Here is a 24,690-nt window from a genome sequence, read left to right on the forward strand (position 1 = left end):
TGGCCGCTGCCCGCGCGGTCCACTGCCGAGTGAACATGGAGGAAGCGCCCGTGAAGCCTTGCAACGTTGCCATCAGCGCGTCGATCGCGACGTTCCTCGGCGCTGCGGCGGTCGCGGTGGCTCCGCTGGCCGGTGCCGAGCCCGTGGACGGCGCCGACCCCGCGGTGCCCCCGCCCGTCCCCATGGTCGCGCCGGTGACCTCAGACGATGCCGACCCGGCCGCCGTGGCGGCCTGCGGCCAGTTCGCCGAGGTGCTCAACGCCACCTCCGCTTACTACGGCGACTTCGCCGACGCGCTGGAGACCTACGAGAATCCCGACTACGACGACCCGGCCACCAGCCAGAGCAACGTGGTGGCGCGGACGGCGCTGCGCCAGGGCGCAGGTGTGTCGATGGACGCCGCCAACACGCCCGGATTGAACCCCGACATCGCCAACCCGATGCGGTCCTGGTCCTGGGGCGCAACGAAACTCCTCGTCAAGATGGGCGTACGCGGCGGCCGGGAGACACTCAACACGACGGCCAACGAGATGAACGACAGCGCCACCAACGTTCAGACGGCATGCGCCACCGCCGGGACGCATGCCTGACCTTCGCACCGTCCTCGGCTGCCTCGTGGTGGCGGCGGCGCTCGCGACCGCCGGTTGCGCACAACAGAAGTCGGGCGCCGCGGCACCGCCGAAGGACGTGCCCGCCGCCGCGCTGGAACCGGCGCTCCTGTCGGTCACCGAGCTGAACCGGGTGATGAAGACGACGCTGACGCCACACCCCGTCGCGCAGACCATGAACGACGACCGCGCCCTGCTGCCGAACCTCAACTGCCTGGGCGTGTGGCAGCCCGACCAAGCGGCGATCTATGGCGAACCGGGATCGCCCGACGGCTGGGTGACCGTACGGCACCAGATCATGCGGAACCCCGACAGCGACGACTGGACGTCCATCGTGCAGCAGTCGGTGGCCAACTATCCGTCGGCGGATGCGGCGAGGGCGTTCTTCGACGCCTCGGCCGACCGGTGGTCGAAGTGCACCAACCACACGGTCAACATTCAGCTGAACGACACGCAGATGCCGAAGTGGCTCTCGGGCGACCTCAGCCGGACCGCGGCGCAGCTCGCGATGCCGATCGCGCGCGGCGTCGGTCCGGACAGCCGGGTCTGTCAGCACGTGCTGTCGGTGTACGCCAACGTGATCATCGACGTGACCGCCTGCCAGCCACCGACACCGGTCGTCACCGCGGCGTCGGAGATCGCGGCGAACATTCAGAAGAGCCTTCCGGCCTGAGCGTCGCGCGCGCGAGCCGGCGGACCTCCTCCTTGGCGATCTTGCCGTTCGACGTCAATGGCAGCGCATCGACGAACAGGACGTGCCGCGGACGCTTGAAGGCCGTCGCGTGGGCCCGGGCGTGTGCGATGAGATCCGCCTCGTCACAATGGCTTCCGGGACGGGGGACGACCACCGCGCAGATGGCCTCACCCCAGTAGGCGTCGGGCACGCCGACTACGGCGACCTGGTCGACGCACGGGTGGTGTGACAGCACGTCCTCGACCTCGCGCGAGGACACGTTCTCGCCGCCGGTGATGACGACGTCCTTGCGGCGGTCGACCACCACCAGTCGGCCCGCGTCGTCGATGCGCCCGACGTCGCCGGTCGGGAGCCAGCCCTCGACGGTGGCCGACCGCCCGTCGGGCCAGTAGCCGGCGGCGACCTGCGTTCCGCGAACCAAGATCTCGCCCACCTCGCCACCCTCGATGCGCACCTCGACGCCGGTATGCGGTCGGCCGGCGCTGGCCAGCGCGGCGTCGTCCCCGGCAGCGCCGGCACGGTGGTCGTCGGGTCCCAGGAACGTCACGTTGCCCCCGGTTTCGGTCATCCCGTAGCCCTGGTGGAAACCGACGTCAAGCGTGTGCAGGGCGCGGCGCAGCAGATCGGCTCCGATGGCCGCCGAGCCGTAGGCGACGTCGCGCAACGTCGGGATGCGCGCGCCGGTCTCCTCGAGGTGGCGCAGCAGCGCATGCAGCATGGTGGGCGCCAGCGAACACGACGTCACGCCATGACGGTTCACCAACTCCACGAACGTCGCCGGGCGGAAGTCGGGCACGGGCAGCACGGTCGACGCCGTGGCGTGGTGCACCAGCATGTTGTAGCCGGCGACGTGGCACATCGGGAACGGCAGCAGGTACACCCCGCCCGGCTGCACCGCACGGCCCTCCACCGTGCCGGCCACCGCCGCGATGATCGACCGGTGGGTGTGCAGCACGCCCTTCGGCGTCCCGGTGCTGCCGCTGGTGAAGAGCAACCAGGCGGTGTCGTCGGGACGGGCGGCGTCGACCGGCAGCGGCGCATGCGTCAGGAGTTCCCGCCACCGCGGCGAGGCGAAGGCGATCCGCGGCACGCCGGACGGCGGCAGCTCGTCGAGATACGGTGCGGCGCCCACGATCAGCGCCGGCGCGGTGGCGTCGAACTGGGCCGCGCGTTCGGCGGGTGCGAGACGCTGATTGACGAGCACCAGGATGCGACCGCTGCGCGGCACGGCGTAGTACAGCAGCGCGTACTCGAGGCCGTTGTCGCCGATCACCGCGATCCGGTCGCCGGCGGCGGTATGCGCGTGCAGCCAGCCGGCGACGGCGGCGACCATGCGGTCGAGTTCGGCGAACGTGGTGGCGGTGCCGTCGGCCGTGACGACCGCCGGCCGGTCGGGTGCGGTGGCGGCGGCGGCGGTGACGATCTCGTGCAGCAGCGCACGCCCGCCGGAGCCGATCTCACGCATCATCGGCCACCCGGCGCCGGTAAGCCGACGGTGTCTCGCCGCAGAACTGGGTGAAGCACCGCGTGAACGCGCTCGTGCTCTCGAAGCCGACGGCGGTCGACGTCGCCTGCACCGTCTGGCCGGGTCCGGCGAGCAGCGCCATGGCGCGCAGCATGCGGGCGTTCAGCAGGTAGCTGCGCCAGGACACGCCCAGTTCGTCGGCGAACAGCCGGCGCAACGTCCGCTCCGAGACCGCGACCGCCCGGGCGACGTCGGCACCGGTGACGGTGTCGAGGTGCTCCTTGGTGTACGCCAGTGCAGCGCTCACGATGGGGTGGTCGGACGTCGGAAGGCTCAGCGGCGCTTCGTGATCCAGCGCCTCGCTCACCAGGGCGGCCAGGGTGCGGAAGAAGTCGTCGGAGACGCGGTCGCCGGCCGCTCGGTCGATCGGCCAGCGCAGGCCGTAGATCATCATCTCGCGGATCAACGGGGAGACGGCGATGATGCGGGCGCGGCCGCCGGGCTCGGCGATCAACTCCGGTGCGAACATGACCGCCACGGTCTTCACGTCGGGGTTCATCACCGCCTGGTGCTCGAGCCCGGCGGGGATCCACGCCGCCTGCTGCGGCGGCAGCAGGTAGTGGGCCGAGTCGGTCTCCACCTCGACGACGCCGTGCAGGGCGTACTCGATCTGGTGCACCTCGTGGGAATGCCACCCCGTGATCAGGCCGTCGCCCTCGTAGAGATAACTGCCGGCCACGGCACGGCCGCCGCGGCGCAACTCGATGACCGGCCGGCCGTTGGCCGGAACGGACAAACGTCTGTCCGAAGCTGCAGAGACGGTCACGGAATCTCACGGTACTACTGAGACATGCGTACCGATGAGCTGATCCTGGTGAGCATCGACGACCACGTCGTCGAACCGCCCGACATGTTCCTCAACCACGTGCCTGCAAAGTACAAGTCCGAGGCGCCGATCGTGGTGACCGACGACAAGGGCGTCGACCAGTGGATGTATCAGGGCAGGCCGCAGGGCGTCAGCGGGTTGAACGCCGTGGTGTCCTGGCCGGCGGAGGAGTGGGGACGCGACCCGGCCGGCTTCGCCGAGATGCGCCCCGGCGTCTACGACGTGCACGCCCGGGTGCGGGACATGAGTCGCAACGGCATCCTCGCCTCGATGTGCTTCCCCACGTTCACCGGCTTCTCCGCGCGGCACCTCAACATGCACCGCGAGGAGGTCACGCTGGTGATGGTGTCGGCTTACAACGACTGGCACATCGACGAGTGGGCGGGCAGCTACCCGGACCGCTTCATCCCGATCGCGGTGCTGCCGACGTGGAACCCCGAGGCGATGTGCAAGGAGATCCGCCGCGTCGCCGCCAAGGGCTGCCGTGCGGTGACGATGCCGGAGCTGCCGCACCTCGAGGGGTTGCCGAGCTATCACGACGAGCAGTACTGGGGCCCGGTGTTCCAGACGCTGTCCGACGAGAACGTGGTCATGTGCCTGCACATCGGCACCGGGTTCGGCGCGATCAGCATGGCGCCGAACGCCCCGATCGACAACCTGATCATCCTGGCCACGCAGGTCTCGGCGATGTGCGCCCAGGACCTGCTGTGGGGCCCCGCCATGCGCAACTACCCGGACCTCAAGTTCGCGTTCTCCGAGGGCGGGATCGGCTGGATCCCCTTCTACCTCGATCGCAGTGACCGGCACTACACCAACCAGAAGTGGCTGCGCCGGGACTTCGGTGACAAGTTGCCGAGCGACGTGTTCCGCGAGCACTCGCTGGCCTGCTACGTCACCGACAAGACGTCGTTGAAGCTGCGCCACGAGATCGGCATCGACAACATCGCCTGGGAGTGCGACTACCCGCACTCGGACTGCTTTTGGCCCGACGCGCCCGAGCAGGTGCACGCCGAACTGCTCGCCGCAGGCGCCGACGACACCGACATCAACAAGATCACCTGGGAGAACTCCTGCCGGTTCTTCGACTGGGACCCGTTCCAGCGGACGCCGCGCGAGCAGGCCACCGTCGGGGCGTTGCGCGCCACCGCGACCGACGTCGACGTGTCGATCCGGCCGCGACGGGAGTGGGCGCGGCTCTACGAGGAGAAGCAGCTCGCCGAGGCCACGTAGGCCCCGGCCGGGTCAGCTCAGCGGCCGGTATCGCAGCATCGTCACCTCGGGGTAGTCGAAGAACACCGGCTGCACGGGCATGCCGACTTCGACCTCGTCGGGTGCGGCGTCCACGATCTCGGTGGAGAACCGCGGCCCCTCGTCCCACTGCACGACGGCGAGGATCTGCGGGACGTCGTCGGCGAAGTGCGGTGACACCGGCCGGTGGCTGACGGTGAACGTGTAGAGCGTTCCGGCACCGCTGATGTCGCGCCACTGCAGGTCGTCGGCGAGCGTGCCGGGCGCCAGCACCCTGGGATAGAACACCCAGCGATCCGACGACGGCGAGTATTGGATGCGAATCCGGTGCTCGCGCAGCGCATCCCAGAACGGCGCCGTGGTGGGCGTCGGGATCGGCATGGGCCGAGTGCTGGGCTGTGGCATGGGCCGAGTGTTCGGCTGCGGCATCAGTCTCCCTCCAGGACGAGAGTCGTCTGCTCGGACAGGATCCCGCCGTTGCCCGACACGAATGCGCGGTGACAGTCGGCCACCTGCGTCGCGCCGGCCCGGCCCATGAGCTGCCGGGTGGCGTCGCAGACGTGGTGCATGCCGCCCGCGAGACCGGCCTGCCCGTAACCGAGTTGGCCGCCCGCCGTATTCATGGGGAAGTCGCCCCGGAACGTGAGATCGTGCTCGGCGACGAAGCCCAGACCCTCGCCCTTGCCGCAGAAGCCGGCGTCCTCCAGGCTCAGCAGTGCGGTGATGGTGTAGCAGTCGTAGATCGACACGACGTCCATGTCCGACGGCGTCAGACTCGCCATGCCGAAGGCCGAGGCGGCCGCCTTCTGCATCGGCGTCGCCAGCAGGTCGTCGGCGTACGTCGGCGTCTTGTAGGGCACGCGCTCGCCGAACCCCTTCACCCAGACCGGACGGTGCCGGGCGCGTCGTGCCAGTTCGGCGTCGGTGACCAGGACGGCCGCCCCGCCGAAGACCGGCATGACGATCTCGAGCATGTGCAGTGGGGACGCGATCACCGGGCTCGCGACGACCTCGTCGACGGTGAGGGGCTTGTCGCGGAAGATGGCACCGGGCGTGTGGTTCGCGTTGACCCGCTGATCGACGCTGATCTTCGCCATGGCCCGCTCGTCGTAGCCGTAGGTGGCGGCGTAGAGCGTCGCCACCTGACCGTAGGGGCCGTTCTGGCCGAGATTGCCGTAGGGAATCTCGAACTCGGCCTGCGGGGAGCCGTACCGGTTGCTCGACGCGCCGAAGTGCAGCATGTCGCCGAAGTCGACCGGCTTCTCCTCGCTGGTCGGCGTCAGGGGAGTGGCGGGCACGACGCAGAGCACGGCGCGGCAGATGCCGAGTTCGATCGCCGCTGCCGCGCGCCAGACCATGGCCGCCGAGCTGGCGCCGCCCAGGTCGACCAACTCGGCGAAGTTCGCTCGGATGCCGAGGTACTCGACGACGGTCGACGGCACGAAGATCTGCGACTCCTGCACGTGCCCGGTGCAGATGCCGTCGACGTCGGCGACCGACAGGCCGGCGTCGGCGACCGTGGCCGCGGCCAGGCGTGCCAATTGCTCGAGGGTGAACTCGGGCGGACCGGTCGGGCGCTTCGTCGCGGGCAGCTCCGTGAAGCCGACGATGGCGGCGTCTCCCCTCAAGCCCATGCGCATCCCTTCCGGTTCGGCGGAGTCGTCAACGGTCGTCACCGGTCAAGATCAGCGACAGCATGGTGTCGAGTCGCCGCGCCATGGTGTGATAGCCGATCTCGCGGGCGTGGGCCTGCAGCAGCGCACCCCAGAAGACGGTTTCGAGAGTGGCCACCACCTCCGGCCAGGCCCCGGTGCCCAACGCCGCCGCGAGCCGGCGGCGCACCTCGGCGGCGATCCGCGCGCGGACGTCGGCGACCGCAGGGTCGTCGGCGGCGAGCAGGGCCCGGGTGCAGGCGCGGGCCAGGCCGGGCCTCTCGGCGAGGATCACGGTGATGGCCCGCACCTGTGCGCTGACGCGGGCGTGCACCGATGCGGTGGGGTCGATGTTCAGCGGCAACGCCGTGACGTGCTGCAGGTAGACCTCGGCGTACACCGCCTCGAGGGACGGGAAGTGCGCACGCAGCGCCATCGGAGCCACCCGGGCCCGCGCCGCGAGGGCGGCCACCGTCACGTCGGGGTCACTCGACTCTTCGAGCATCTGTGCGGCCGCGTGCAGCACCCGCTGTTCGGGCCGGCTGCGCAGGTCGTGGACGACCCCGACGCGGGTGAGGTCGGACGCCGAACTGGACATGTGTCCAGCTTAGCCTCGACGCCGCGTCGCGGGCAATGAAACTCGGATTCGGCTTCAGAAACGGTGTTTCGGCAGCGCATCGTGCTGGGCGAGTCCCGCCCGGGTGCCGGACTCAGCGATCGCCCCGCACATGCCGGACATGTGTCCAGCTCGCGTCAGGTTCGGGACAGACGGGCGTACCGCGCGACGTGGAAGTCGGTCGAGCCGTACTCGTACTGCAGTGTGGTGAGCCGCTTGAAGTAGTGCCCGATCGCCAATTCCTCGGTCATGCCCATGCCGCCGTGCAGCTGCACCGCGTTCTGACCGACGAAGCGCGCGGCCCGTCCGATCGTGGCCTTGGCCGCCGAGACGGCCCTGGCCCGCGCGTCCGGGTCCGCGTCGAGGTGCAGCGTCGCCAGATACGTCGCGGCGACCGCCTGCTCGACCTCCATGTGCATGTCGACCATCCGGTGCTGCAACACCTGGAACGCGCTGATCGGCTGCCCGAACTGGTGGCGCTGCGCGCAGTACGCCACGGTGTCGGCCAGCACCTTGCGCATGCAACCGACCGCCTCGGCGCACACCGCGGCGGCGCCCTCGTCACGCGCGCGCTCGAGCGACGGCCACAGCGCACCGTCGACGCCCAGCAGGGCGTCCGTGGGCACCCGCACGCCGTCCAGCACGACGTCGGCGGCCCAGCGGTCGTCGACCGTGCGGTACCGGTGCATCGTCAGCGCGGCGCCGGCCGTGGCCGGGTCGACGAGGAACAGCGACGGTCCGGCGGGCGTGTGCGCCGTGACGAGGAGGTGCGTGGCGAGCGGCGCGGTGGTGACGACCATCTTGCTGCCGTGCAGGACCCACTCACCGCCGTCGCGGTGCGCCGTCGTCGACGGGACGCGCCAGTCGTCGCCGGTGCCCTCCTCGGCGGCTGCCAGGGCCACGACCGCGGTGCCCGCGGCGATGCCCTCGAGTAGGCCGTCGGCAGTGGCGCCGCCGGCGCGTCGGAGCAGTCCGGCCGCCACCACGGCGGTGTCGACGTAGGGCTCGACGACCAGAGCGTGACCGAGTGCCTCGGCGATCACCATGACCTCCACCGGCCCGCCGCCGGTACCACCGGCCTCCTCGGGCAGCGCGGCGCCGAGAATGCCCAGGTCCTCGGCGAAGGACCGCCAGATCCCGGGTTGCCAGCCGGCGCCGACCTTGGCGGCGGTCCGGCTGGCCGCCAGGTCGTAGCGCGTGGCCAGGAACCGGGTGAGGCCGTCGCGCAGCATCGTCCGTTCGTCACCGAGGGTGAAGTCCATCGTGGTGTCTCCTACAGTCCCAGGGCGGCCTTGGCCAGGATGTTGCGTTGGATCTCGTTGCTGCCGGCGTAGATCGAGCCCGCACGGTCGTTGAGGTACCGCAACGGCGCCACGGCCTGCCACGGTTGGCCGCCGACGTAACCGTCCTCGGGCGGCGTGAACTGCGCCACCGGGCCGCCGGGTCGCGTGGCGTGCGGCTGGTAGGCCCGACCCCGCGGGCCTGCGGCCTCCATCGCGAGTTCGGTGAGGACCTGGCTGAGTTCGGTGCTGAGGATCTTGAGCATCGACGAGTCGGCACCGGGATGTCCGCCGCCGGAGAGCGCGGCGAGCACCCGGTACTCGAGGACTTCGAGGACGTCGGTGCGGATGCGGGCCTCGGCGAGCCGGCGGGAGAACCCGGGGTCGTCGAGCAGCATGCCACCCGAGGGGCCGGGCGCCGTCCCGGCCACCGTCGCAATCTCCTCGGCCAGCACCTGCAGCGCCGGCGCGGTGGCCCCACCGCCGCGCTCGAACTCCAGCAGGTACTTCGCCACCGTCCAGCCGTCGTCGATCCGGCCGATGACGTTGCTCTTCGGCACCCGCACCTCGTCGAAGAAGACCTGGTTCTGGATCTCCTCGCCCGAGGTCATGACGAGCGGCCGGACGTCGATGCCGGGCGAGGCCATGTCGACGAGCACGAACGTGATGCCCTGCTGCTTCTTGGCGGTGCGCGACGTCCGCACCAGCGCGAACATCCAGTTGGCCTCCCGGGCATGGGTGGTCCAGATCTTGCTGCCGGTGCACACCAGATCGTCGCCGTCGTCGGCGGCGGCCATGGACAGCGAAGCTAGGTCCGACCCGGACTCCGGCTCGGAGTAGCCCTGGCAGAAGAACACCTCGCCGGTGAGGATGCGCGGCAGGAAGAAGTCCTGCTGCGCCTTGGTGCCGAACGCGATGATGGCGTGGGCCACCATGCGGATGCCCATCGGTGACAGCGTCGGGGCTCCGGCGAGCGTCGACTCGCGACTGAAGACGTAGTGCTGGGTGAGGCTCCAGTCGCAGCCGCCGTGCTCGACGGGCCAGGCCGGAGCGGCCCACCCCCGGTCGTGCAGGATCGCCTGCCAGCGCAGGCTGGCCTCGTGATCGCTGTAGACGCTGGTCATCAGTCGTCCCGCGCGGCGCAGGTCCGGTGTCAGCTTCTCCTCGAGGAAGGCCCGGACCTCGTCGCGGAACTCGAGGTCAGCGGGCGACCACGCCAGGTCCATGGGTCATCCGTTCGTCGTGAGTACGTCCGCCACAGAGTAAACCTAGTTAGTCAGGTGAAGGCAATGCCAGGCACGACGAAGGGCCGGCCGATCTCCGGGCGGCCGGATGTCGCGGGCGGATCAGCCCGCGGTGTTGGGGTCCTTGCCGCGCAGGGACTGACGGGTGAGGAACTCGCGGTAGTAGCCCAGCGAGTCGGCGGACACCAGCGACGGCAGCAGGATGGCCAAGGTCCGGCCGAAGCGGCTGCGGAGGTCCTTGCTGTCGGCGAGGGCACTGGAGAGCAACTCCGCGCCCAGCAGGCACCCGACGATGGTGTTGCCCGCCTCGGTCGGGTCGAGGTCGGCGAGCAGGTCGCCCTCGGTGCCCGCGGCGGTCGTCAATCGCGTCATCTCGTCCAGCAGGACGGCGTAGGTTTCCTTTGCCGTCTTGTTGAATCCGCCGAAGGTGCGCAGCAGACGGGCGGCGGCCTGGGCGGTGCGATCGTTGCCGAGGACGTCGGTGACCACGAACAGTCCGTGGATGACGTTCTCCATGGCCGGCGAACTCGACCGCCCCGCGGCGCGGAAGGCGTCGAGGACCTTCTCCGCGCCCTCCTCGATGATCGTGGTGGCGAGCGCTTCCTTGGAGTCGAAGTGGTAGTACAACGCCCCCTTCGTCAGGTCGGCGCGCTCGATGATGTCAGCCAGACCTGCTGCGGGATAACCGATTTCGTTGATCAGATCGATTGCGGAGTCGATGATCCTCCGTCGGGTCGCCTCGGATCTTGCCTGGCGCACCACCTTCGACTACCTCCGTCCATCCTCGGGAGCCATCTGACTCTCGAGTCGATTAGAAGGAGATCATAGTTCGCGGGCGCGGTACGGTGCGGCATTCTTGATGGCCAGCGCGGTGCGTCGCTGGATGAATTCGGTGAGGTAACCCAGGCGGTCGGGCCTGGCAAACCCCGCGATCGTCATGGCGAGTGCCATCTCGAGGTCGCAGAAGAAGGTCTTCGGATCATCGAGATCGCTGGTCTATCGCAGGCCGAGGTAGAGGGACACGACCAGGCGGGCGCCCTGCTCGGGATCGACGTCGGCGCGGACGTCGCCGTCGTCGACCGCCCGGCGCATCAGGTCGCCGAACGAGGACACCCACCGTCCGGTGAGTTCGGCCTGCAGCCCGCTGAATCGGCCGAGTGCCTCCAGGAGGTTGAAGCCGGCGCGCGCCACGGGCTCGCCGACGTCCTGCAGGCCGATGCGGTAGCAGACCTCGATCATCGCCTCCAGGCCGGGAAGCGACTGGAAGAACGCCGCGTCGAAGGCGGCGCCCGCGATGTCGGCGCGGTGGTGCACGACGGCCGTGGCGAGGTCCAGCTTGGAACCGAAGTGGAAGTACATCGCGCCCTTGGTGACGCGTGCGCCCTCCAGGACGTCGTCCAGATTGACCTGGCTGTAGGGCTTGTCGGCGAACTGCTGCGCCGCCGCGACGAGGATCTGCTGCCGGGTGGCGTCGCCGCGCTTGTCGGCCTGATCGGTCATCGGCGGCTCTCGGCGGCGCGGCCGGGTGCGTTGCCCGGACCTGTCCGATCGTTTGCCGTCGACACCGCGTCATCCCTTCGTCGCGCCGCGATCCCCTGAGCGCGGCGGGTTGGTGTTCGCCCACAGTATTGCTACCGACGCAGGGTCGGTTACAGGGGTGGTGAACATTCCGAAGGTATGTAAAATACCGGTCGTGATGACTTCGAGTCTCGCGCTGGGGAGCCGTGCCGCCCTCGCCGCCAGTGGGGCGGTCGAGGTGACGTTGGCAAACCACGAAGGATTCGACACCGCCCGCGCCGGGGACGCCGCGCCGACCGGTGAGTTCCATCACACCGCTACGTTCCGCGGGTCGACGACCGGGTTCGGGCGGGCTGCCGGGGGGCGGGATCGACGGTCCGCGGCAGGCATGACGACCGAGCCACCGCAACCTTCGAGGTAACGCACGCGCATGTGGGATCACGTAGTCGACCTAGTCAGCATCGGTGCCGGCATCGGTGGGCTGGCGCGCGCCATCGCCACCGTCGACGCCGGCGCCGACGTCCTCGTCGCGGACGCCGCCTCGACGAGCCCGTGCACCGTCGCGACCCGGCGCCGCGTCGCCACCCGGCGCGGCTGGCTCTGCCCCGACGTGGACGACCCCGAGACCCGCGAGTACCTGCACGGGTTCGCGCAGTGGGTACCGGAGAGCGCCTACGTGGCCGCCGACGTACCCGTCCCCACCCGCGTGGCGAGCCACCTCGACGCCAATGCGGTGGAACCGTTCGTCGGTGCGCGGCTCGGCGACTGGGCCGGCCAGTGCCTGACCTCGCCCTACGGCATGCTGCACTCCACCGTGTTCGGATCCGGCCGCTCCACCATGCGAGCCGCCGACGGCGGCACCATCGAGGTCGTGCCGATCGGCACGATGCGATGGCAGCGCGGCCTCGGAGCGTCCGCGCTCAAGGAGTGGATGGCCGACCAGGCGCGCGACCGCGGCATCGAGGTGCTGACCGCCACACCGCTGCAACGCCTCGTCTTCGACTCCGGCCGCGTCGTCGGCGTCGTGCTCGACGGCCCCGGCGGCCCGCTCGCCGTGGGCACCCGTCGCGGCGTGACCTTCGCGCCAGGCGAGCGCGACCTCGCCGGTGCCGGTGAATCCGGCGTTCCGCTGCGCGGCGAGGACCGCGAGGTCTGCCTGGTGGGTCGCACGGCCAGCCGCTTCGGCCGTGTGGAGCTGTTGAGCCCGCCGGACACGACGGCCCGGGCGCTGTGCCACGTGTCCGGACGCGCGCTCCTGGCCGGCCTGCGCGACGCCCGGTCACCGCGGGCGGACGTCCTACGCTGCGGGAAAGCTCACTGACACCCGACCCGCCTGGATCAGCGCCAGCATGTCCTCCGACGCCAGCGGCTCCGACAGCAGGAAGCCCTGCGCGCGGTGGCAGCCGTGCCGCAGGAGCGTCCGTGCGGCCAGGTCGGTCTCGACGCCCTCGGCGACCAGCTGCAGGCCGAACGCGTCGGCGAGCGCGATGATCGCGCGGACGATGGCGAGGTCGTTGGGATTGGCGCCGAGGTCGGTGACGAAGCTCCGGTCGATCTTCAACACGTCCACCGGCAATTGCTTCAGGTGGGCGAACACGCTGTAGCCGGTGCCGAAGTCGTCGATGGCCACCTTGACGCCCGCGTCGCGCAACCCGTTGAGCGTGATGGTGGTGGTCTCCAGGTCCTGCACCACGACGCTCTCGGTGATCTCGACGCAGACGGACCCGGGCGGGAGGCCGAACTCGTCGAGGATGCTCGCGACCAACTCCACGAAGCCCGCGGTGACGAGTTGGACGGGCGACACGTTGAGGCGCAGGACGACGTCGGTGCCCGCGCCGCTGGCACGCCACCGCGCGAAGTCCGCGCACGCCGTACGCATCACCCACCGGCCCAGCTCGCCCGCGAGGTTGATGGACTCGGCCACCGCGATGAACGTGGCGGGGGACAGCAGCCCCCGGGTGGGGTGCTGCCACCGGACCAGCGCCTCGGTGGCCAGGACCCGGCCCGTGCGCATGTCGACCTCGGGCAGGTAGCGCAGGAACAGCGCGCCGTTGTCGAAGACGTTCTGCAGGTGCAACTCGATGTCGTTGCGGAACTCCGAGGCGAGCGCCATCTCCTCGGTGGCGAGCACGACGCGGTTTCCGCCGTCGGATTTCGCATGCATCACCGCCTGGTCGGCGCGCCGCATGAGGTCGGTGGTGGTGTCGCGGCCCGGCGCGCCCAATGCCACGCCGATGCTGACGGTGCGGGCCAGCATCTCCCCGTCGATCGACACGCGTTCGCGCAGCACGTCGCGCAGGTGGTCGGCGAGGTCGCGGGCCTCGGCCGCCGCCATGGCCTCCGCGGGCACGACCACGAACTCGTCGCCGCCGAGGCGGGCGATCATGCTCGACCGCTTGGTGTTCTGCTGCAGGCGGTCGGCGAGCACGCGGATGAACCAGTCCCCGGCGGTGTGGCCGAGGTAGTCGTTGATGGTCTTGAGCCGGTCGAGGTCGAAGAACAGCGTCGCGACGGGGCCGGGAGCGCCGGGAGCGAGCCGTTCGGTCAGGTGGTCGAGCAGCGCGCGCCGGTTGTAGAGGCCGGTCAGCGAGTCGTGCTCGGCCAGGTGGGTGAGCCGCTCCTCGGCCTTCACGCGGGCCTGGACCTGGGCGAACAGCGAACCGATGGCTTCTAGCGCGTTCATCTCCTCGGGCCGCCACTCGCGGTCGCCGAACTTGACGAAGCCCAGGACGCCGGTCGTCACGTTGCCGGAGACCAGGGGAGCTGCCGCCATCGAGGTCTGCGGCACGTTGCGCCCCTCGGCGATGCGGCGCTGGTAGTCCTCGTCGTCGGGTCGGAACACCAGCGGCTTGTCGATGTACTCCGACGCCGCGAACACCGGATCCGCGTCGGCGAAGTACACCACCCCCAGCGGGTCGGGGTCCGGGACGTCGGGCCGCTGCAGCCACTCCGCCACCAGGATCGACGCCCGAATCGAGTGGTCGTTGTGCCGCAGGAAGCTGACGTCCACGTCGAAGTACTCGACGAGCATGCCCAGCACCTTCGCCGCCACCGCCGCGCTGGTGGCGGCGTCCGACGCCATGAGCGCGACGGCGACGTTGGTCACCAGCCGGTCGAGGCTCGGGCGGGGCGTTTCGCTGGACATCGTGACCAGCTTAGAGCCGGTCAGCCTCGTTCACGCTGCGTCTGCGGCTCTTGACCGATGCCGGGCGCGTCATGGACAACCGCAGGATCAGCGCCGGAACCTCGCCGTGCAGCCCGGCGACCTCCGCGAAGCGCTGACGTAGGCCGGCCAGCGCGACGGCGTGGTCGGCCGACACCTCCGCGAGGTCGTCGTCGGACACCGCGTACAGGAAGGCCGGTGACACGGGCTGCACCGACAGGCCGAGGTCCTGGGCGGTGACCCACACCGACTCGACCGCCGCGCCGCCCCGGGCGTAGTCGGTCAGCTCGGTCCCCGAGATCGTGACGACGGCCAGCGCGCTGCTGGCGTTGACGCGGTCGGAGGTGTCGGCGCCGAGCACCTGGCCACCCTCCCAGGTGGCGAGTTCCGCCATCACGTCCGAACGCTTCAGCAGGTCGAGCGCCACCAGCGTGCCGGCATCGAGTTCGAGGCTGCGGACGTCGATGCCCGAGTCCATCGCGTCGTCCCCGGGCCAGCGGAGCTCGGAGATCATCTCGGCGTGCAGCAGCGGGGTGAGGTAGCGGATCCGGTCGGCGGCGGCGAGGATGCCCGCGGCCTCGGTGAGCTGCTCGCGCGCGTTCACCAGCCGCAGACCCGCGCCCTCGCGGGCGGCGGCCGCGGCGAGGGCGTCGACGACGTGGTCGCCGAGCGCGGTCGGTGGGCCGTGGTGGCGGTTGGTCTCCCGGCGCAGCACCGCCGCGTGCAGCCGGCCGAGGTCGGGATCGGAGCCCGGGACGAGTGCGACGGTGGCGACCAGCGGCGCGGACCCCGATGGCGCGGCGTAGCGCACCTGGCCCACCACCTCGCCGGACGCGGCGGCCGCCACGCGGGCATTGAACGCCGCCGCACCGACCGCGACCGCGCTGCCGCGGAACGCGACGTCCATCGTCGAGGTCAGCTCCGGCAGCACCGCAATCGCCACGCCGTCGTCGGTCGTGGAGATCGACCAGGGTTGCGAGTTGCCGCCCGACGGCGCGCGCACGGCGGCGGCCACCATCGACGCGAGCAGGTCCTCGCCGACGACGGCGGGGGTGGCGTCGGCGACGTCCATCACCGGATCTGCCGGCGGCGCTGCGGGTTCGACGACCGCGTCGAAGGCCGCGGCGGCATCCAGGCGGATCCGGCCGGACGGCAGGTGGCCACCGAGCCCGATGCGGCGGACGGCCTCGGCGACGCCGCCGGCGCCGAGCGTGACGTCGCCGGCCAGCTGCGGCCACGTCGACAGGCCGTGCCCCACCTCGAGCAGCGATGCCGCGGCGCGCCCGGACAGCCCGGCCACGTCGATCAGGCGCAGCACCCGTCCCACCTTCTGCTGGGAGGTCAGCGCGCGCAGCTCGTCGGCGTCGACGTCGCCGAGCAGGCCGTGGAAGATCGGTCGCCCCGGGTCCAGGTCGAAGCGCTCGACGTCGATCAGTCCGCGGTCGCTGGTCGCCATGACCACCGGGATGCCGCGGGCGCGCGCCCGCAGACGCACCAGGGTCTTGATGTCGAGCGAATCGCACTCCTCGATCACGACGTCCAGGCCGGCGAGGAAGTCGTCGACGGTGTCGTCGGTCAGGCCGGCGGGCCAGGGCGTCACCGTCAGGTAGGGATCCAGCTCGCTGATCCGGCGTGCTGCGGCGGTGGCCTTGTTGACGTCGAGGTCGAACACGCTCGCCGGAACCCGGTTGAGGTTCGACAGTTCCAGCTCGTCGAAGTCCGCGAGCCGCAGTTCGCCGCACAGCCCCTCGGCGGCGAGGGTGTGGGCGATGACGTGGCCGGAACTGAGCCCGACGACGCCGACGCGCAGCGCGCCCAGGCGGTCCTGCTCGGCGAGGGTGATGAGGTTGCGGTTGCGGTCCAGCCGCAGTCGCCGGAACGCGCGCGGTCCGAGGACGGCGACCACGGTGCGCCGCCACGGGTAGTGCGCCCACCGCGGCGGCTCGTCGAGCAGGGCGGCGTCGCCGTCGGCGATCTCGCGCAAGCCGCGGCGCTGGGTGGCCAGCGCGTCGAGCACGGTGACGCCAGGGTCGTCGCGCAACGCATCGAGGGTGGCGGCGTCGTCGGCGCGCGTGGCGTCGAGCAGAACGGCGGCGTGCCCGGCGCCGTCGGACGCCCCGTCCGGAGCGCTCTCGAGGCCAGCGTTCACAGGGCCAGCGCCGTCAGCGGCGCCAGCGCAGCGGTCTCCCGGAGGATCTTCGCCACCTGGTCGGGGTCTGCGTGCCGGACGAACGTGCGCCGGTCCCACCACATCATCTTCGTAAGGTAGCGCTCATCCGGGTAGGGGGTCGGGGGGATGGGGGCCACCACGCCGCCCGACGACGCCCAGCGCTGCAGGACGTGCGGCGCGGACGTGGCCACGCAGAACTGCAGGCCCAGCAGCTCCATCACGTGGAAGACGTTGCGCGCCAACAGCGCCGTGGTCGCGCGGCCGAGGTCCTTGCCGCGGTCGTCGGTGCTCCACGCGGACTTGATCTCGGCGACGCCGAACGGCACGCGGTCGTCGATCATCTTGCGCACCGCGGCCTGTCCGGGTTGGCCGGCCCACTCCCGAACGGCGTGGGCGTCGTCGGCTCCCCGCAGGGGGCCCACGGCCCGCACGCCGCCCACCACCCGACCGTCGTCGTCGAGCAGGGCGCAGAACGTGGCGGTGTCGGCGCCGTCGGCGATCGCCGCGACGTCCAGCGCATTCTGCACGCCGTGTCGCCGGTAGCTCCGCTCGGCGCCGCCGAGGTAGGCGTGCCACAGTTCGGGGTCGAGCCGTGGCGTCGAGAGCACGACCGTCGCCCGGGAGTCCGCGTCCCACCACGACGCATTCTCCGCCAGGGGCTCGTCGCCGAAGCCGTCGAAATCCACCGTGGACACGCTCATGAAAACCCCAATTCGTCGCGCAGTCATGCGTTGGTCGAGTTGTCGCTGACTGCTGTCCTTCGCATCGATCCGAATGCGAATAGCGCGATCAGTATCGGGTCGCCGAACGCCTTTCACCACCCCGTGTTTCGGGACTACCCGCAGGTCAGGAGGCTGAATCGAGGTAAACCTGCGTGCGCGTCAAAACGTCGCAATTCGATGATCAGACCATTGCCGCAGCGTAAGAATGTTCAGCTGGCCATCTGGCGAAGATTCGAACCAATTCCCCGAAATTCCAGCAAAACGAAGATTGTGTTCTCTTCCGACAGCGACTAGATGTATCAGGGGCGGTGCGCGGCGCCGCCACCCCACCGAGAGGAGCAGGCGTGAAAGTCTTCGACGATCTGAGCGAGTTTGCAGCGGCCCAGGGCAGCCAACTCGGTCCCACCGATTGGTTGGAGATCACCCAAGACCGCGTCAACACCTTCGCCGACGCCACCGACGACCACCAGTGGATCCACGTCGACCCGGAGAAGGCGGCCAACGGTCCCTTCGGCGCCACCATCGCCCACGGCCTGCTCACGCTGTCGCTGCTGCCGCACTTCTCCCAGCAGCTCTACCGGGTCAACGGCATCTCGCTCGCGGTGAACTACGGCTACAACAAGGTCCGCTTCATCAACCCGGTCAAGGTCGGCGCGAGAATCCGGGCGCGCGGTGAGGTCACCGCGATCAATCAGCTCGACGGTGCGGTGCAGGCGACGACGACGATCACCATCGAGATCGAGGACGCCGACAAGCCGGCCGCGGTGGCCGAGTCGATCATCCGCTACATCGCCTGAGTCGATGCGGCCTGAGGCGATGCGGCCTGAGTCGCCGCGGCCCGAGTCGCCACTGCCCGAGTCGCCGCGCCCGAGTCGCCGCGCCCGACGGCTCAGCGCGCGGCGCGCGCCGCCCGCAGCAGCCCGCCGCCGATGATCAGGCGTTGGATCTCGCTGGTGCCCTCGTACAGCCGGAGCAGGCGCACGTCCCGGTAGATCCGCTCGACGGGGACCTCGCGCATGTAGCCGCTGCCGCCGTGCACCTGCACGGCGAGGTCGGCCACCCGGCCCACCATCTCGGTGCAGAACAGCTTGGCGGTCGAGGGGGCGATGCGCCGGTCCTCGCCGGTGACCCACAGCCGGGCCGCCTCGCGGACCAGGGCACGTCCGGCCATCACCCCGGCCTGCTGGTCGGCGAGCATCGCCTGAACGAGCTGGAACTCGCCGATGGCGGTGCCGCCCTGGGTCGCGGTGGCGGCGTAGCCGACCGATTCGTCGAGCGCGCGTTGCGCGGTCCCGACCGACAGCGCCGCGATGTGGATCCGGCCGCGGGCCAGGGTCGTCATCGCCGCCCGGTAGCCGATGTCCTCGGCGCCGCCCACCAGTGCGTCGGCGCCGACGCGGACGTCGTCGAGCGCGACGTCGGCCGTCCACGCGCCCTCCTGGCCCATCTTCGCGTCCTTGGGGCCGACGGTGACGCCGTCGGCGTCGGCGGGCACCAGGAACACCGCGATGCCGGGACCGTCGGCGTCGGCCGGCCGGGTGCGGGCGAAGACGACGAACAGATTGGCCGTCGGCGCATTGGTGATGTACTGCTTGCGGCCCGTGATGGCCCAGCCATCGCCGTCGCGCACCGCCCGGGTGCGCAGACCCGCCGGGTTGGACCCGGCCCCGGGCTCGGTCAACGCGAAGGACGCCACCACGGCGCCGCTGGCGATGTCGGCGAGCCAGCGCGTCTTCTGCTCGTCGGTGCCGAAGCCGACGAGCACCTGCCCGGCGATGCCGTTGTTCGTGCCGAACATCGACCGCAGCGACAGCGTGGTGTAGCCCAACTCCATCGCCAGCTCGACGTCCTGGGCGAGGTTCAGCCCGAGCCCGCCCCACTCCTGGGGGATCGCGTAGCCGAACAGGCCCATGTCGCGGACCTGGGCGCGGATGTCGGCGGGCACCTCGTCACCCGTCATGATCTCGACCTCGCGCGGGACCACGACGGTGCGGACGAACTCGCGCGTCGCGGCCAGGATGTCGGCGAAGTCGCTATCACTGACGGTCTGCTCGGCCATGGTGTGTACGAATATCATATTTCCGATATCCGATTCGACGAAGGAGGCGGACCGCCGATGGGCTTGCTCGACGGACGATGTGCAGTGGTGACCGGAGGTGCGCAGGGCATCGGGCTCGCGATCGCGACGCGCTACGTGGCCGAGGGCGCGCGCGTGGTGCTCGGCGACCTCGACCCGTCGGCCACCGAGGCGGCGGCGGCCGCGCTCGGGGGTCCCGACGTGGCGCGCGCGGTGCGCTGTGACGTCACCGACGGCGCCCAGGTCACCGCGCTCGTCTCCGCCGCGGTGGACGCCTTCGGCAGCCTCGACGTCATGGTCAACAACGCGGGCATCACCCGCGACGCCACCATGCGCAAGATGACCGAGGAGCAGTTCGACCAGGTGATCGCCGTACACCTCAAGGGCAGCTGGAACGGTACGCGCGCGGCGGCCAACGTGATGCGCAAGCAGCAGCGCGGCGCGATCGTGAACATCTCCTCGATCTCCGGGAAGGTCGGGCTGATCGGTCAGACCAACTACTCGGCGGCCAAGGCCGGCATCGTAGGGCTCACCAAGGCGGCGGCCAAGGAGGTCGCCCATCTCGGCGTACGCATCAATGCGATCCAGCCCGGGCTGATCCGCTCGGCCATGACCGAGGCCATGCCGCAACGCATCTGGGACGAGAAGCTCGCGGAGATTCCGATGGGCCGCGCGGGAGAGCCCAGCGAGGTCGCGTCGGTCGCGCTGTTCCTCGCATCCGATCTGTCGTCCTACATGACCGGCACGGTGCTCGAGGTCACCGGCGGACGGCACATCTGAGATGGACCTGCGCGAAGCCGTGGTGTGCGAACCGTTGCGCACGCCGATCGGCCGCTACGGCGGCATGTTCGCCGCCCTGACGGCGGTGGACCTCGGCGTCGCGGCGCTGACCGGTCTGCTCGGGCGGACCGGTGTGCCCCCCGGTGACGTGGACGACGTCATCCTCGGCCACTGCTATCCGAGCACGGAGGCGCCGGCCATCGGTCGCGTCGTCGCGCTCGACGCCGGGCTGCCGGTGACGGTGCCCGGCATGCAGATCGACCGGCGCTGCGGCTCCGGGCTGCAGGCGGTGATCCAGGCCTGCCTGCAGGTGGCCACCGGCCAGCACGACCTCGTCGTCGCCGGCGGCGTCGAGTCGATGAGCAACGTGGTGTTCCACTCCACCGACATGCGCTGGGGCGGCGCCCGCAGTGGCGTCACGGTGCACGACGGGCTGACCCGCGGCCGCACCACGGCGGGCGGGCGGCACCACCCGGTGCCGGGCGGCATGCTCGAAACCGCCGAGAACCTGCGCAGGCAGTACGGCATCGGCCGCGCCGAGCAGGACGAACTCGCCGTCCGCTCGCACCAGCGTGCGGTCGCCGCGCACCGCGACGGCCTGCTCGCCGACTCGATCGTGCCGGTGACCGTGCCGGTGCGCGGCGGCGAACGGACCCTGGACACCGACGAGCACCCGCGTGCCGACACCACCGTCGAGGCGCTGGCCGCGCTGAAACCCATTCTCGGCCGCCACGATTCCGAGGCGACGGTGACGGCGGGCAATTCCAGCGGACAGAACGACGCCGCGGCGATGTGCCTGGTGACCACCGTCGAGGAAGCCGCCGCCCGCGGGCTGACCCCGTTGGTGCGGCTGGTGTCCTGGGGCGTCGCCGGCGTCGGACCGGAGGTCATGGGCATCGGCCCGGTCCCGGCGACCGAGGTCGCGCTCGGCAAGGCCGGCCTGACGCTGGCCGACATGGACCTCATCGAACTCAACGAGGCCTTCGCCGCCCAGGCCCTCGCGGTGCTGCGCGAGTGGCAGTTCACCGACGTCGACCACGACCGCCTCAACGTGCACGGCTCCGGGATCTCGCTCGGCCATCCCGTCGGCGCCACCGGCGGCCGGATGCTCGCCACGCTGGCCCGCGAACTGCACCGCCGCGGCGGCCGCTACGGCCTGGAGACGATGTGCATCGGCGGTGGGCAGGGACTGGCCGCGGTGTTCGAGAGGGTGGCATGACCAGACTGGCCCAGACCCCGGGTCTGACCGACGTCCAGGCCGAGATCGTCGCCGCCGTGCGCGATTTCACCGACCGGCAGATCATCCCGAACGCCGCCGAACTCGAGCGCTCCGACACCTACCCGCAGGCGATCGTCGACGCGATGCGCGAGATGGGGCTGTTCGGGCTCATGATCCCGCAGGAGTACGGCGGGCTGGGCGAGTCGCTGCTGACCTACGCGCTGTGCGTCGAGGAGCTGGCCCGCGGGTGGATGAGCGTGTCCGGGGTGATCAACACGCACTTCATCGTCGCGTACATGATCCGCCAGCACGGCACCCCCGAACAGAAGCAGCGGTTACTGCCACGCATGGCGACCGGCGAGGTACGGGGCGCCTTCTCGATGTCCGAACCCGAACTCGGCTCGGACGTCGCGGCCATCCGCACCCGCGCCACCCGGCTGCCCGAGGGCGGGTACGTGATCAACGGCCAGAAGATGTGGCTGACCAACGGCGGCAGCTCCACGCTGGTCGCCGCGCTCGTCCGCACCGACGAGGGCGCCGACAAGCCGCACCGCAACCTCACCGCGTTCCTCGTCGAGAAGCCCGCCGGTTTCGGCGAGGTCGCCCCGGGACTGGTGATTCCGGGCAAGCTCGACAAGCTGGGCTACAAGGGGATCGACACCACGGAACTGATCTTCGACGGATACCGCGCCGCCGAGACCGACGTGCTCGGTGCCGCACCCGGCCAGGGCTTCGTGCAGATGATGGACGGCATCGAGGTGGGCCGCGTCAACGTCTCCGCGCGGGCGTGCGGGGTCGGCCTGCGCGCCTTCGAACTGGCCGTCCGCTACGCCCAGCAGCGCCGCACGTTCGGCAAGCCGATCGCCGAGCACCAGGCCATCGCGTTCGAACTCGCCGAGATGGCCACCAAGGTCGAGGCGGCGCACCTGATGATGGTGCACGCCGCCCGGCTCAAGGACTCCGGCGAGCGCAACGACGTCGCCGCCGGAATGGCGAAGTACCTCGCCAGCGAGTACTGCGCCGAGGTCACCCAGCAGAGCTTCCGGATCCACGGCGGCTACGGCTACTCCAAGGAGTACGAGATCGAACGACTGATGCGCGACGCGCCGTTCCTGCTGATCGGTGAGGGCACCAGCGAAATCCAGAAGACGATCATCAGCAAGAACCTGCTCCATGAGTATCGGCTCTGAGCCCGCCTTCGCGATCCGGCCGCAGCTCTCCGACGACGTGGCGCGCTACGTGCGGCGACGGATCTTCGACGGCACGTTCGCGGCGGGGGAGTACCTGCGGCTCGACCAACTCGCCGCCGAAGTCGGCATCAGCGTCACCCCGGTGCGCGAAGCGCTGCTGACCCTGCGCGCGGAGGGGCTGCTCGATCAGCACCCCCGACGCGGGTTCATGGTCGTGGCGGTGACCGCCCGCGACATCGCCGACGTCGCCGGCGTGCAGGCCTACGTCGGTGGCGAGCTGGCCGCCCGCGCGGCCGAAAACGTCACCGACGAGCAGCTCGCCGCGCTCACCGCGATCCAGGACGATCTCGAAAAGGCCTACGACGGAGCTGATCTCGAACGGACGGTGCGGCTCAACCACGACTACCACCGGATGATCAACGTCGTCGCCGACGCCCCCAAGCTGGCGCACGTCATGTCGACGATCACCCGGTATGCGCCCGAGTCGGTGTTCCCGACGCTCGAGGGCTGGCCCCGTCAGTCCATTCACGACCACCGCCGGGTGCTCGCGGCGCTCGGCCGGCGCGATCCCCGGGAGGCGCGCTCGGCGATGGCCGAGCACTTCGCCGTCGGGGTCGCCCCGCTCGTCGAGCACCTGCTGGCGCGTGGCGTGATCGCCGCGGACTGAACGGGGCGCAGCGCCCTTTCCGTGCCGAATGCCGCTCTGCGGGACGGGCATCACGGCTACGGTCGAATGATGGCGCGCTGGACCGGCGGATCACCCCTCGACGAGGATGAGCGCATCCGCGCCCTCGCCACCCGACTGATCGACGACCTTCCGCAGCTGTCCACCGACATCCGGCAGTTCGTCGAGGCGGCCATCCCCCGGATGGCGGGCGACGCGTCGATGACGGATCTCTTCCACGCGAGCGTCCGCGGCAACGTCGAGACGGTGCTCCGGTCGCTGCGCCAACGCATCGACGTGAAGGACGTGGACGCCCCGGAGGCGGCCAACGAGCACGCACGGCGTCTGGCGCACAACGACGTGCCGGTGAACTCGCTGATCCGCGCCTACCGGCTGGGACAGCGTCGGATGACCGAACACGTCTTCGGGGCGCTCCGGGACGTCGATGTGCCGTCCGCCGAGCGGATGGCGGTGTTGGAGACCGTCACCGCAACGATGTTCGAGTACATCGACCGCATCTCACTGCAGGTCGGCGCCGTCTACGAGGAAGAGCGCGAACGCTGGCTGGAGAACCGCAACACCCTGCGCGCCGTCCGCGTACGCGAGCTGCTGGACGGACGGTACGACGACGACGTGGACGCGGCGACCACGTCGATCCGCTACCCGCTGCGCTGGCACCACCTCGCCGTCGTTCTCTGGTTCTCCGAGGCACATCCCGAGCCGGACGGGTTGGCGCGTCTGCAGCGCTGTCTCAACGACCTGGGTGACGCGACCGGCGCGGCGGCGGCGCCGCTCTTCGTCGCGGCGAATCCGCTGACCGCCTGGGGGTGGCTGCCGTTCACGGCGGCGGTCGACTCCGCCGTAGAGGACATGCGCGAATTCGCCTCCGGCAGGCGCGGAGTGCCCAACATCGCCGTCGGCCTTCCTGCCGCGGGCATCGCGGGATTTCGTCGTTCCCATCAGCACGCCCGGGCGGCGCATTCGGTCGCCAGTGCGCGTCACGGCACGGAGCCGATCGTCGTCTCCGCCGCCGACCCGGGGCTGGCGCTGGCATCGATCATCGGTACCGACGTCGTGGCGGCACGCTCCTGGGTCGCCGACGTCCTCGGCGACCTCGCCGACGACGAGGACGGCGCTGCCCGTCTGCGAGAGACGCTGCGCACGTACCTGCTCCACGGCGGCAGTTACAAGGTGGCGTCCGAGGAACTCATCCTGCACCCCAACACGGTGAAGTACCGGGTCGGCCGAGCTCTGCAACGGCGCGGGCGGGCGATCGACGAAGACCGGATCGACGTCGAAGTCGCCCTGCTGATGTGTCGGTGGTACGGGCAGGCCGTGCTGCGGACGTCGCCCTAGGCCCGTCCGCGCCAACGACGGAGTACGTCGTGCGCGGTGACGAGCAGCGGGATCAGCAGCGGTGAGAATCCGAGGAGGAAGATCGCCAGGAAGGACCACATGGGCACCGAAAGGTAGCCATCGCCGCAGCCGAAACGT

At 70.5% G+C, this 24,690-nt stretch carries 24 protein-coding genes; 10 read left to right on the forward strand and 14 right to left on the reverse strand.

The window, feature by feature from the left end; genetic code table 11:
* The first annotated feature begins 50 nt into the window (after window positions 1-50).
* Together FZ046_RS15075 and FZ046_RS15080 are read left to right on the forward strand one after the other, a co-directional pair.
* A complete protein-coding gene (locus tag FZ046_RS15075; RefSeq protein ID WP_246182791.1) occupies window positions 51-590 on the forward strand; it encodes an Rv2240c family protein in 540 nt (179 codons plus the stop codon).
* A complete protein-coding gene (locus FZ046_RS15080) occupies window positions 583-1,281 on the forward strand; it encodes a sensor domain-containing protein (RefSeq protein ID WP_070353449.1) in 699 nt (232 codons plus the stop codon). The genes FZ046_RS15075 and FZ046_RS15080 overlap by 8 nt, the downstream gene beginning before the upstream one ends.
* On the opposite strand, the gene FZ046_RS15085 is transcribed toward FZ046_RS15080, so the two are convergent.
* Complete coding sequence (locus FZ046_RS15085) at window positions 1,229-2,770, reverse strand: class I adenylate-forming enzyme family protein (RefSeq protein ID WP_246182792.1); 1,542 nt, start codon at window positions 2,768-2,770, stop codon at window positions 1,229-1,231. The genes FZ046_RS15080 and FZ046_RS15085 overlap by 53 nt on opposite strands.
* A complete protein-coding gene (locus FZ046_RS15090) occupies window positions 2,760-3,593 on the reverse strand; it encodes an AraC family transcriptional regulator (protein WP_176749568.1) in 834 nt (277 codons plus the stop codon). Before FZ046_RS15090 ends, FZ046_RS15085 begins: the two co-directional genes overlap by 11 nt.
* Window positions 3,594-3,617: 24 nt before the next feature.
* On the opposite strand from FZ046_RS15090, the gene FZ046_RS15095 reads away from it, so the two are divergent.
* Window positions 3,618-4,883 (forward strand): amidohydrolase family protein, encoded by a 1,266-nt coding sequence (locus FZ046_RS15095; RefSeq protein WP_070353446.1) that lies wholly within the window; start codon window positions 3,618-3,620, stop codon window positions 4,881-4,883.
* A gap of 12 nt (window positions 4,884-4,895) precedes the next feature.
* Here the strand turns inward: FZ046_RS15095 and FZ046_RS15100 are convergent, their stop codons facing one another.
* The 8 genes from FZ046_RS15100 to FZ046_RS15130 form a co-directional block, all read right to left on the reverse strand.
* Window positions 4,896-5,306 (reverse strand): Zn-ribbon domain-containing OB-fold protein, encoded by a 411-nt coding sequence (locus tag FZ046_RS15100; protein ID WP_070353460.1) that lies wholly within the window; start codon window positions 5,304-5,306, stop codon window positions 4,896-4,898.
* Window positions 5,307-5,329: 23 nt separating this feature from the next.
* Window positions 5,330-6,535: a thiolase family protein gene (locus FZ046_RS15105; protein WP_070353459.1), complete on the reverse strand. Its 1,206-nt coding sequence runs from the start codon at window positions 6,533-6,535 to the stop codon at window positions 5,330-5,332.
* Window positions 6,536-6,563: 28 nt separating this feature from the next.
* Window positions 6,564-7,151, reverse strand: a complete 588-nt coding sequence (locus FZ046_RS15110) for a TetR family transcriptional regulator (RefSeq protein WP_070353445.1) — start codon at window positions 7,149-7,151, stop codon at window positions 6,564-6,566.
* A 155-nt stretch (window positions 7,152-7,306) separates the two neighbouring features.
* Window positions 7,307-8,431, reverse strand: a complete 1,125-nt coding sequence (locus tag FZ046_RS15115) for an acyl-CoA dehydrogenase family protein (protein ID WP_070353444.1) — start codon at window positions 8,429-8,431, stop codon at window positions 7,307-7,309.
* Window positions 8,432-8,442: 11 nt separating this feature from the next.
* A complete protein-coding gene (locus tag FZ046_RS15120) occupies window positions 8,443-9,675 on the reverse strand; it encodes an acyl-CoA dehydrogenase family protein (protein ID WP_070353443.1) in 1,233 nt (410 codons plus the stop codon).
* A 120-nt stretch (window positions 9,676-9,795) separates the two neighbouring features.
* Entirely contained in the window at window positions 9,796-10,455 is a 660-nt protein-coding gene (locus FZ046_RS15125) for a TetR family transcriptional regulator (RefSeq protein WP_070353442.1), read from the reverse strand.
* A 60-nt stretch (window positions 10,456-10,515) separates the two neighbouring features.
* Window positions 10,516-10,644, reverse strand: a complete 129-nt coding sequence (locus FZ046_RS28175; RefSeq protein ID WP_256277809.1) for a hypothetical protein — start codon at window positions 10,642-10,644, stop codon at window positions 10,516-10,518.
* Window positions 10,645-10,689: 45 nt separating this feature from the next.
* The gene (locus tag FZ046_RS15130; RefSeq protein ID WP_099045920.1) at window positions 10,690-11,193 is read right to left on the reverse strand and encodes a TetR family transcriptional regulator; all 504 of its coding nucleotides are present in this window, start codon (window positions 11,191-11,193) and stop codon (window positions 10,690-10,692) included.
* A gap of 448 nt (window positions 11,194-11,641) precedes the next feature.
* On the opposite strand from FZ046_RS15130, the gene FZ046_RS15135 reads away from it, so the two are divergent.
* Window positions 11,642-12,532 (forward strand): FAD-binding protein, encoded by an 891-nt coding sequence (locus FZ046_RS15135; RefSeq protein WP_070353441.1) that lies wholly within the window; start codon window positions 11,642-11,644, stop codon window positions 12,530-12,532.
* On the opposite strand, the gene FZ046_RS15140 is transcribed toward FZ046_RS15135, so the two are convergent.
* From FZ046_RS15140 to FZ046_RS15150, 3 genes are read right to left on the reverse strand one after another with little or no spacing between them, the layout of a single operon-like run.
* Window positions 12,509-14,356 carry a putative bifunctional diguanylate cyclase/phosphodiesterase gene (locus FZ046_RS15140; protein ID WP_149484269.1) on the reverse strand — a complete coding sequence of 616 codons (1,848 nt, stop codon included), beginning with the start codon at window positions 14,354-14,356 and terminating at the stop codon, window positions 12,509-12,511. The two genes, FZ046_RS15135 and FZ046_RS15140, sit on opposite strands and share 24 nt — an antisense overlap.
* Before the next feature lie 10 nt (window positions 14,357-14,366).
* Window positions 14,367-16,523 carry an Rv1355c family protein gene (locus FZ046_RS15145; RefSeq protein WP_070353439.1) on the reverse strand — a complete coding sequence of 719 codons (2,157 nt, stop codon included), beginning with the start codon at window positions 16,521-16,523 and terminating at the stop codon, window positions 14,367-14,369.
* Window positions 16,520-17,245 (reverse strand): hypothetical protein, encoded by a 726-nt coding sequence (locus FZ046_RS15150; RefSeq protein ID WP_070353438.1) that lies wholly within the window; start codon window positions 17,243-17,245, stop codon window positions 16,520-16,522. The genes FZ046_RS15145 and FZ046_RS15150 overlap by 4 nt, the downstream gene beginning before the upstream one ends.
* Before the next feature lie 365 nt (window positions 17,246-17,610).
* Between FZ046_RS15150 and FZ046_RS15155 the strand changes: the two genes are divergently transcribed.
* Window positions 17,611-18,063 (forward strand): MaoC family dehydratase, encoded by a 453-nt coding sequence (locus FZ046_RS15155; RefSeq protein WP_070353437.1) that lies wholly within the window; start codon window positions 17,611-17,613, stop codon window positions 18,061-18,063.
* 92 nt (window positions 18,064-18,155) lie between these two features.
* Here FZ046_RS15155 and FZ046_RS15160 read toward each other — a convergent pair whose 3' ends face one another.
* Entirely contained in the window at window positions 18,156-19,325 is a 1,170-nt protein-coding gene (locus FZ046_RS15160) for an acyl-CoA dehydrogenase family protein (protein ID WP_070353436.1), read from the reverse strand.
* A gap of 57 nt (window positions 19,326-19,382) precedes the next feature.
* Here FZ046_RS15160 and fabG point away from each other — a divergent pair, with 57 nt between their 5' ends.
* From fabG to FZ046_RS15185, 5 genes are all read left to right on the forward strand, one after another.
* Window positions 19,383-20,123, forward strand: a complete 741-nt coding sequence (gene fabG / locus FZ046_RS15165) for a 3-oxoacyl-ACP reductase FabG (RefSeq protein WP_070353435.1) — start codon at window positions 19,383-19,385, stop codon at window positions 20,121-20,123.
* Between the two features lies 1 nt (window position 20,124).
* Window positions 20,125-21,342 carry an acetyl-CoA C-acetyltransferase gene (locus FZ046_RS15170; protein WP_070353434.1) on the forward strand — a complete coding sequence of 406 codons (1,218 nt, stop codon included), beginning with the start codon at window positions 20,125-20,127 and terminating at the stop codon, window positions 21,340-21,342.
* Entirely contained in the window at window positions 21,339-22,532 is a 1,194-nt protein-coding gene (locus FZ046_RS15175; protein WP_070353433.1) for an acyl-CoA dehydrogenase family protein, read from the forward strand. The genes FZ046_RS15170 and FZ046_RS15175 overlap by 4 nt, the downstream gene beginning before the upstream one ends.
* A complete protein-coding gene (locus FZ046_RS15180) occupies window positions 22,516-23,199 on the forward strand; it encodes a GntR family transcriptional regulator (protein WP_070353432.1) in 684 nt (227 codons plus the stop codon). The genes FZ046_RS15175 and FZ046_RS15180 overlap by 17 nt, the downstream gene beginning before the upstream one ends.
* 69 nt (window positions 23,200-23,268) lie before the next feature.
* Window positions 23,269-24,552 (forward strand): PucR family transcriptional regulator, encoded by a 1,284-nt coding sequence (locus FZ046_RS15185; RefSeq protein WP_070353431.1) that lies wholly within the window; start codon window positions 23,269-23,271, stop codon window positions 24,550-24,552.
* Window positions 24,553-24,690: the final 138 nt, after the last annotated feature.

It is taken from the genome of Mycolicibacterium grossiae (assembly GCF_008329645.1).
Classification (GTDB): Bacteria; Actinomycetota; Actinomycetes; order Mycobacteriales; family Mycobacteriaceae; genus Mycobacterium; species Mycobacterium grossiae.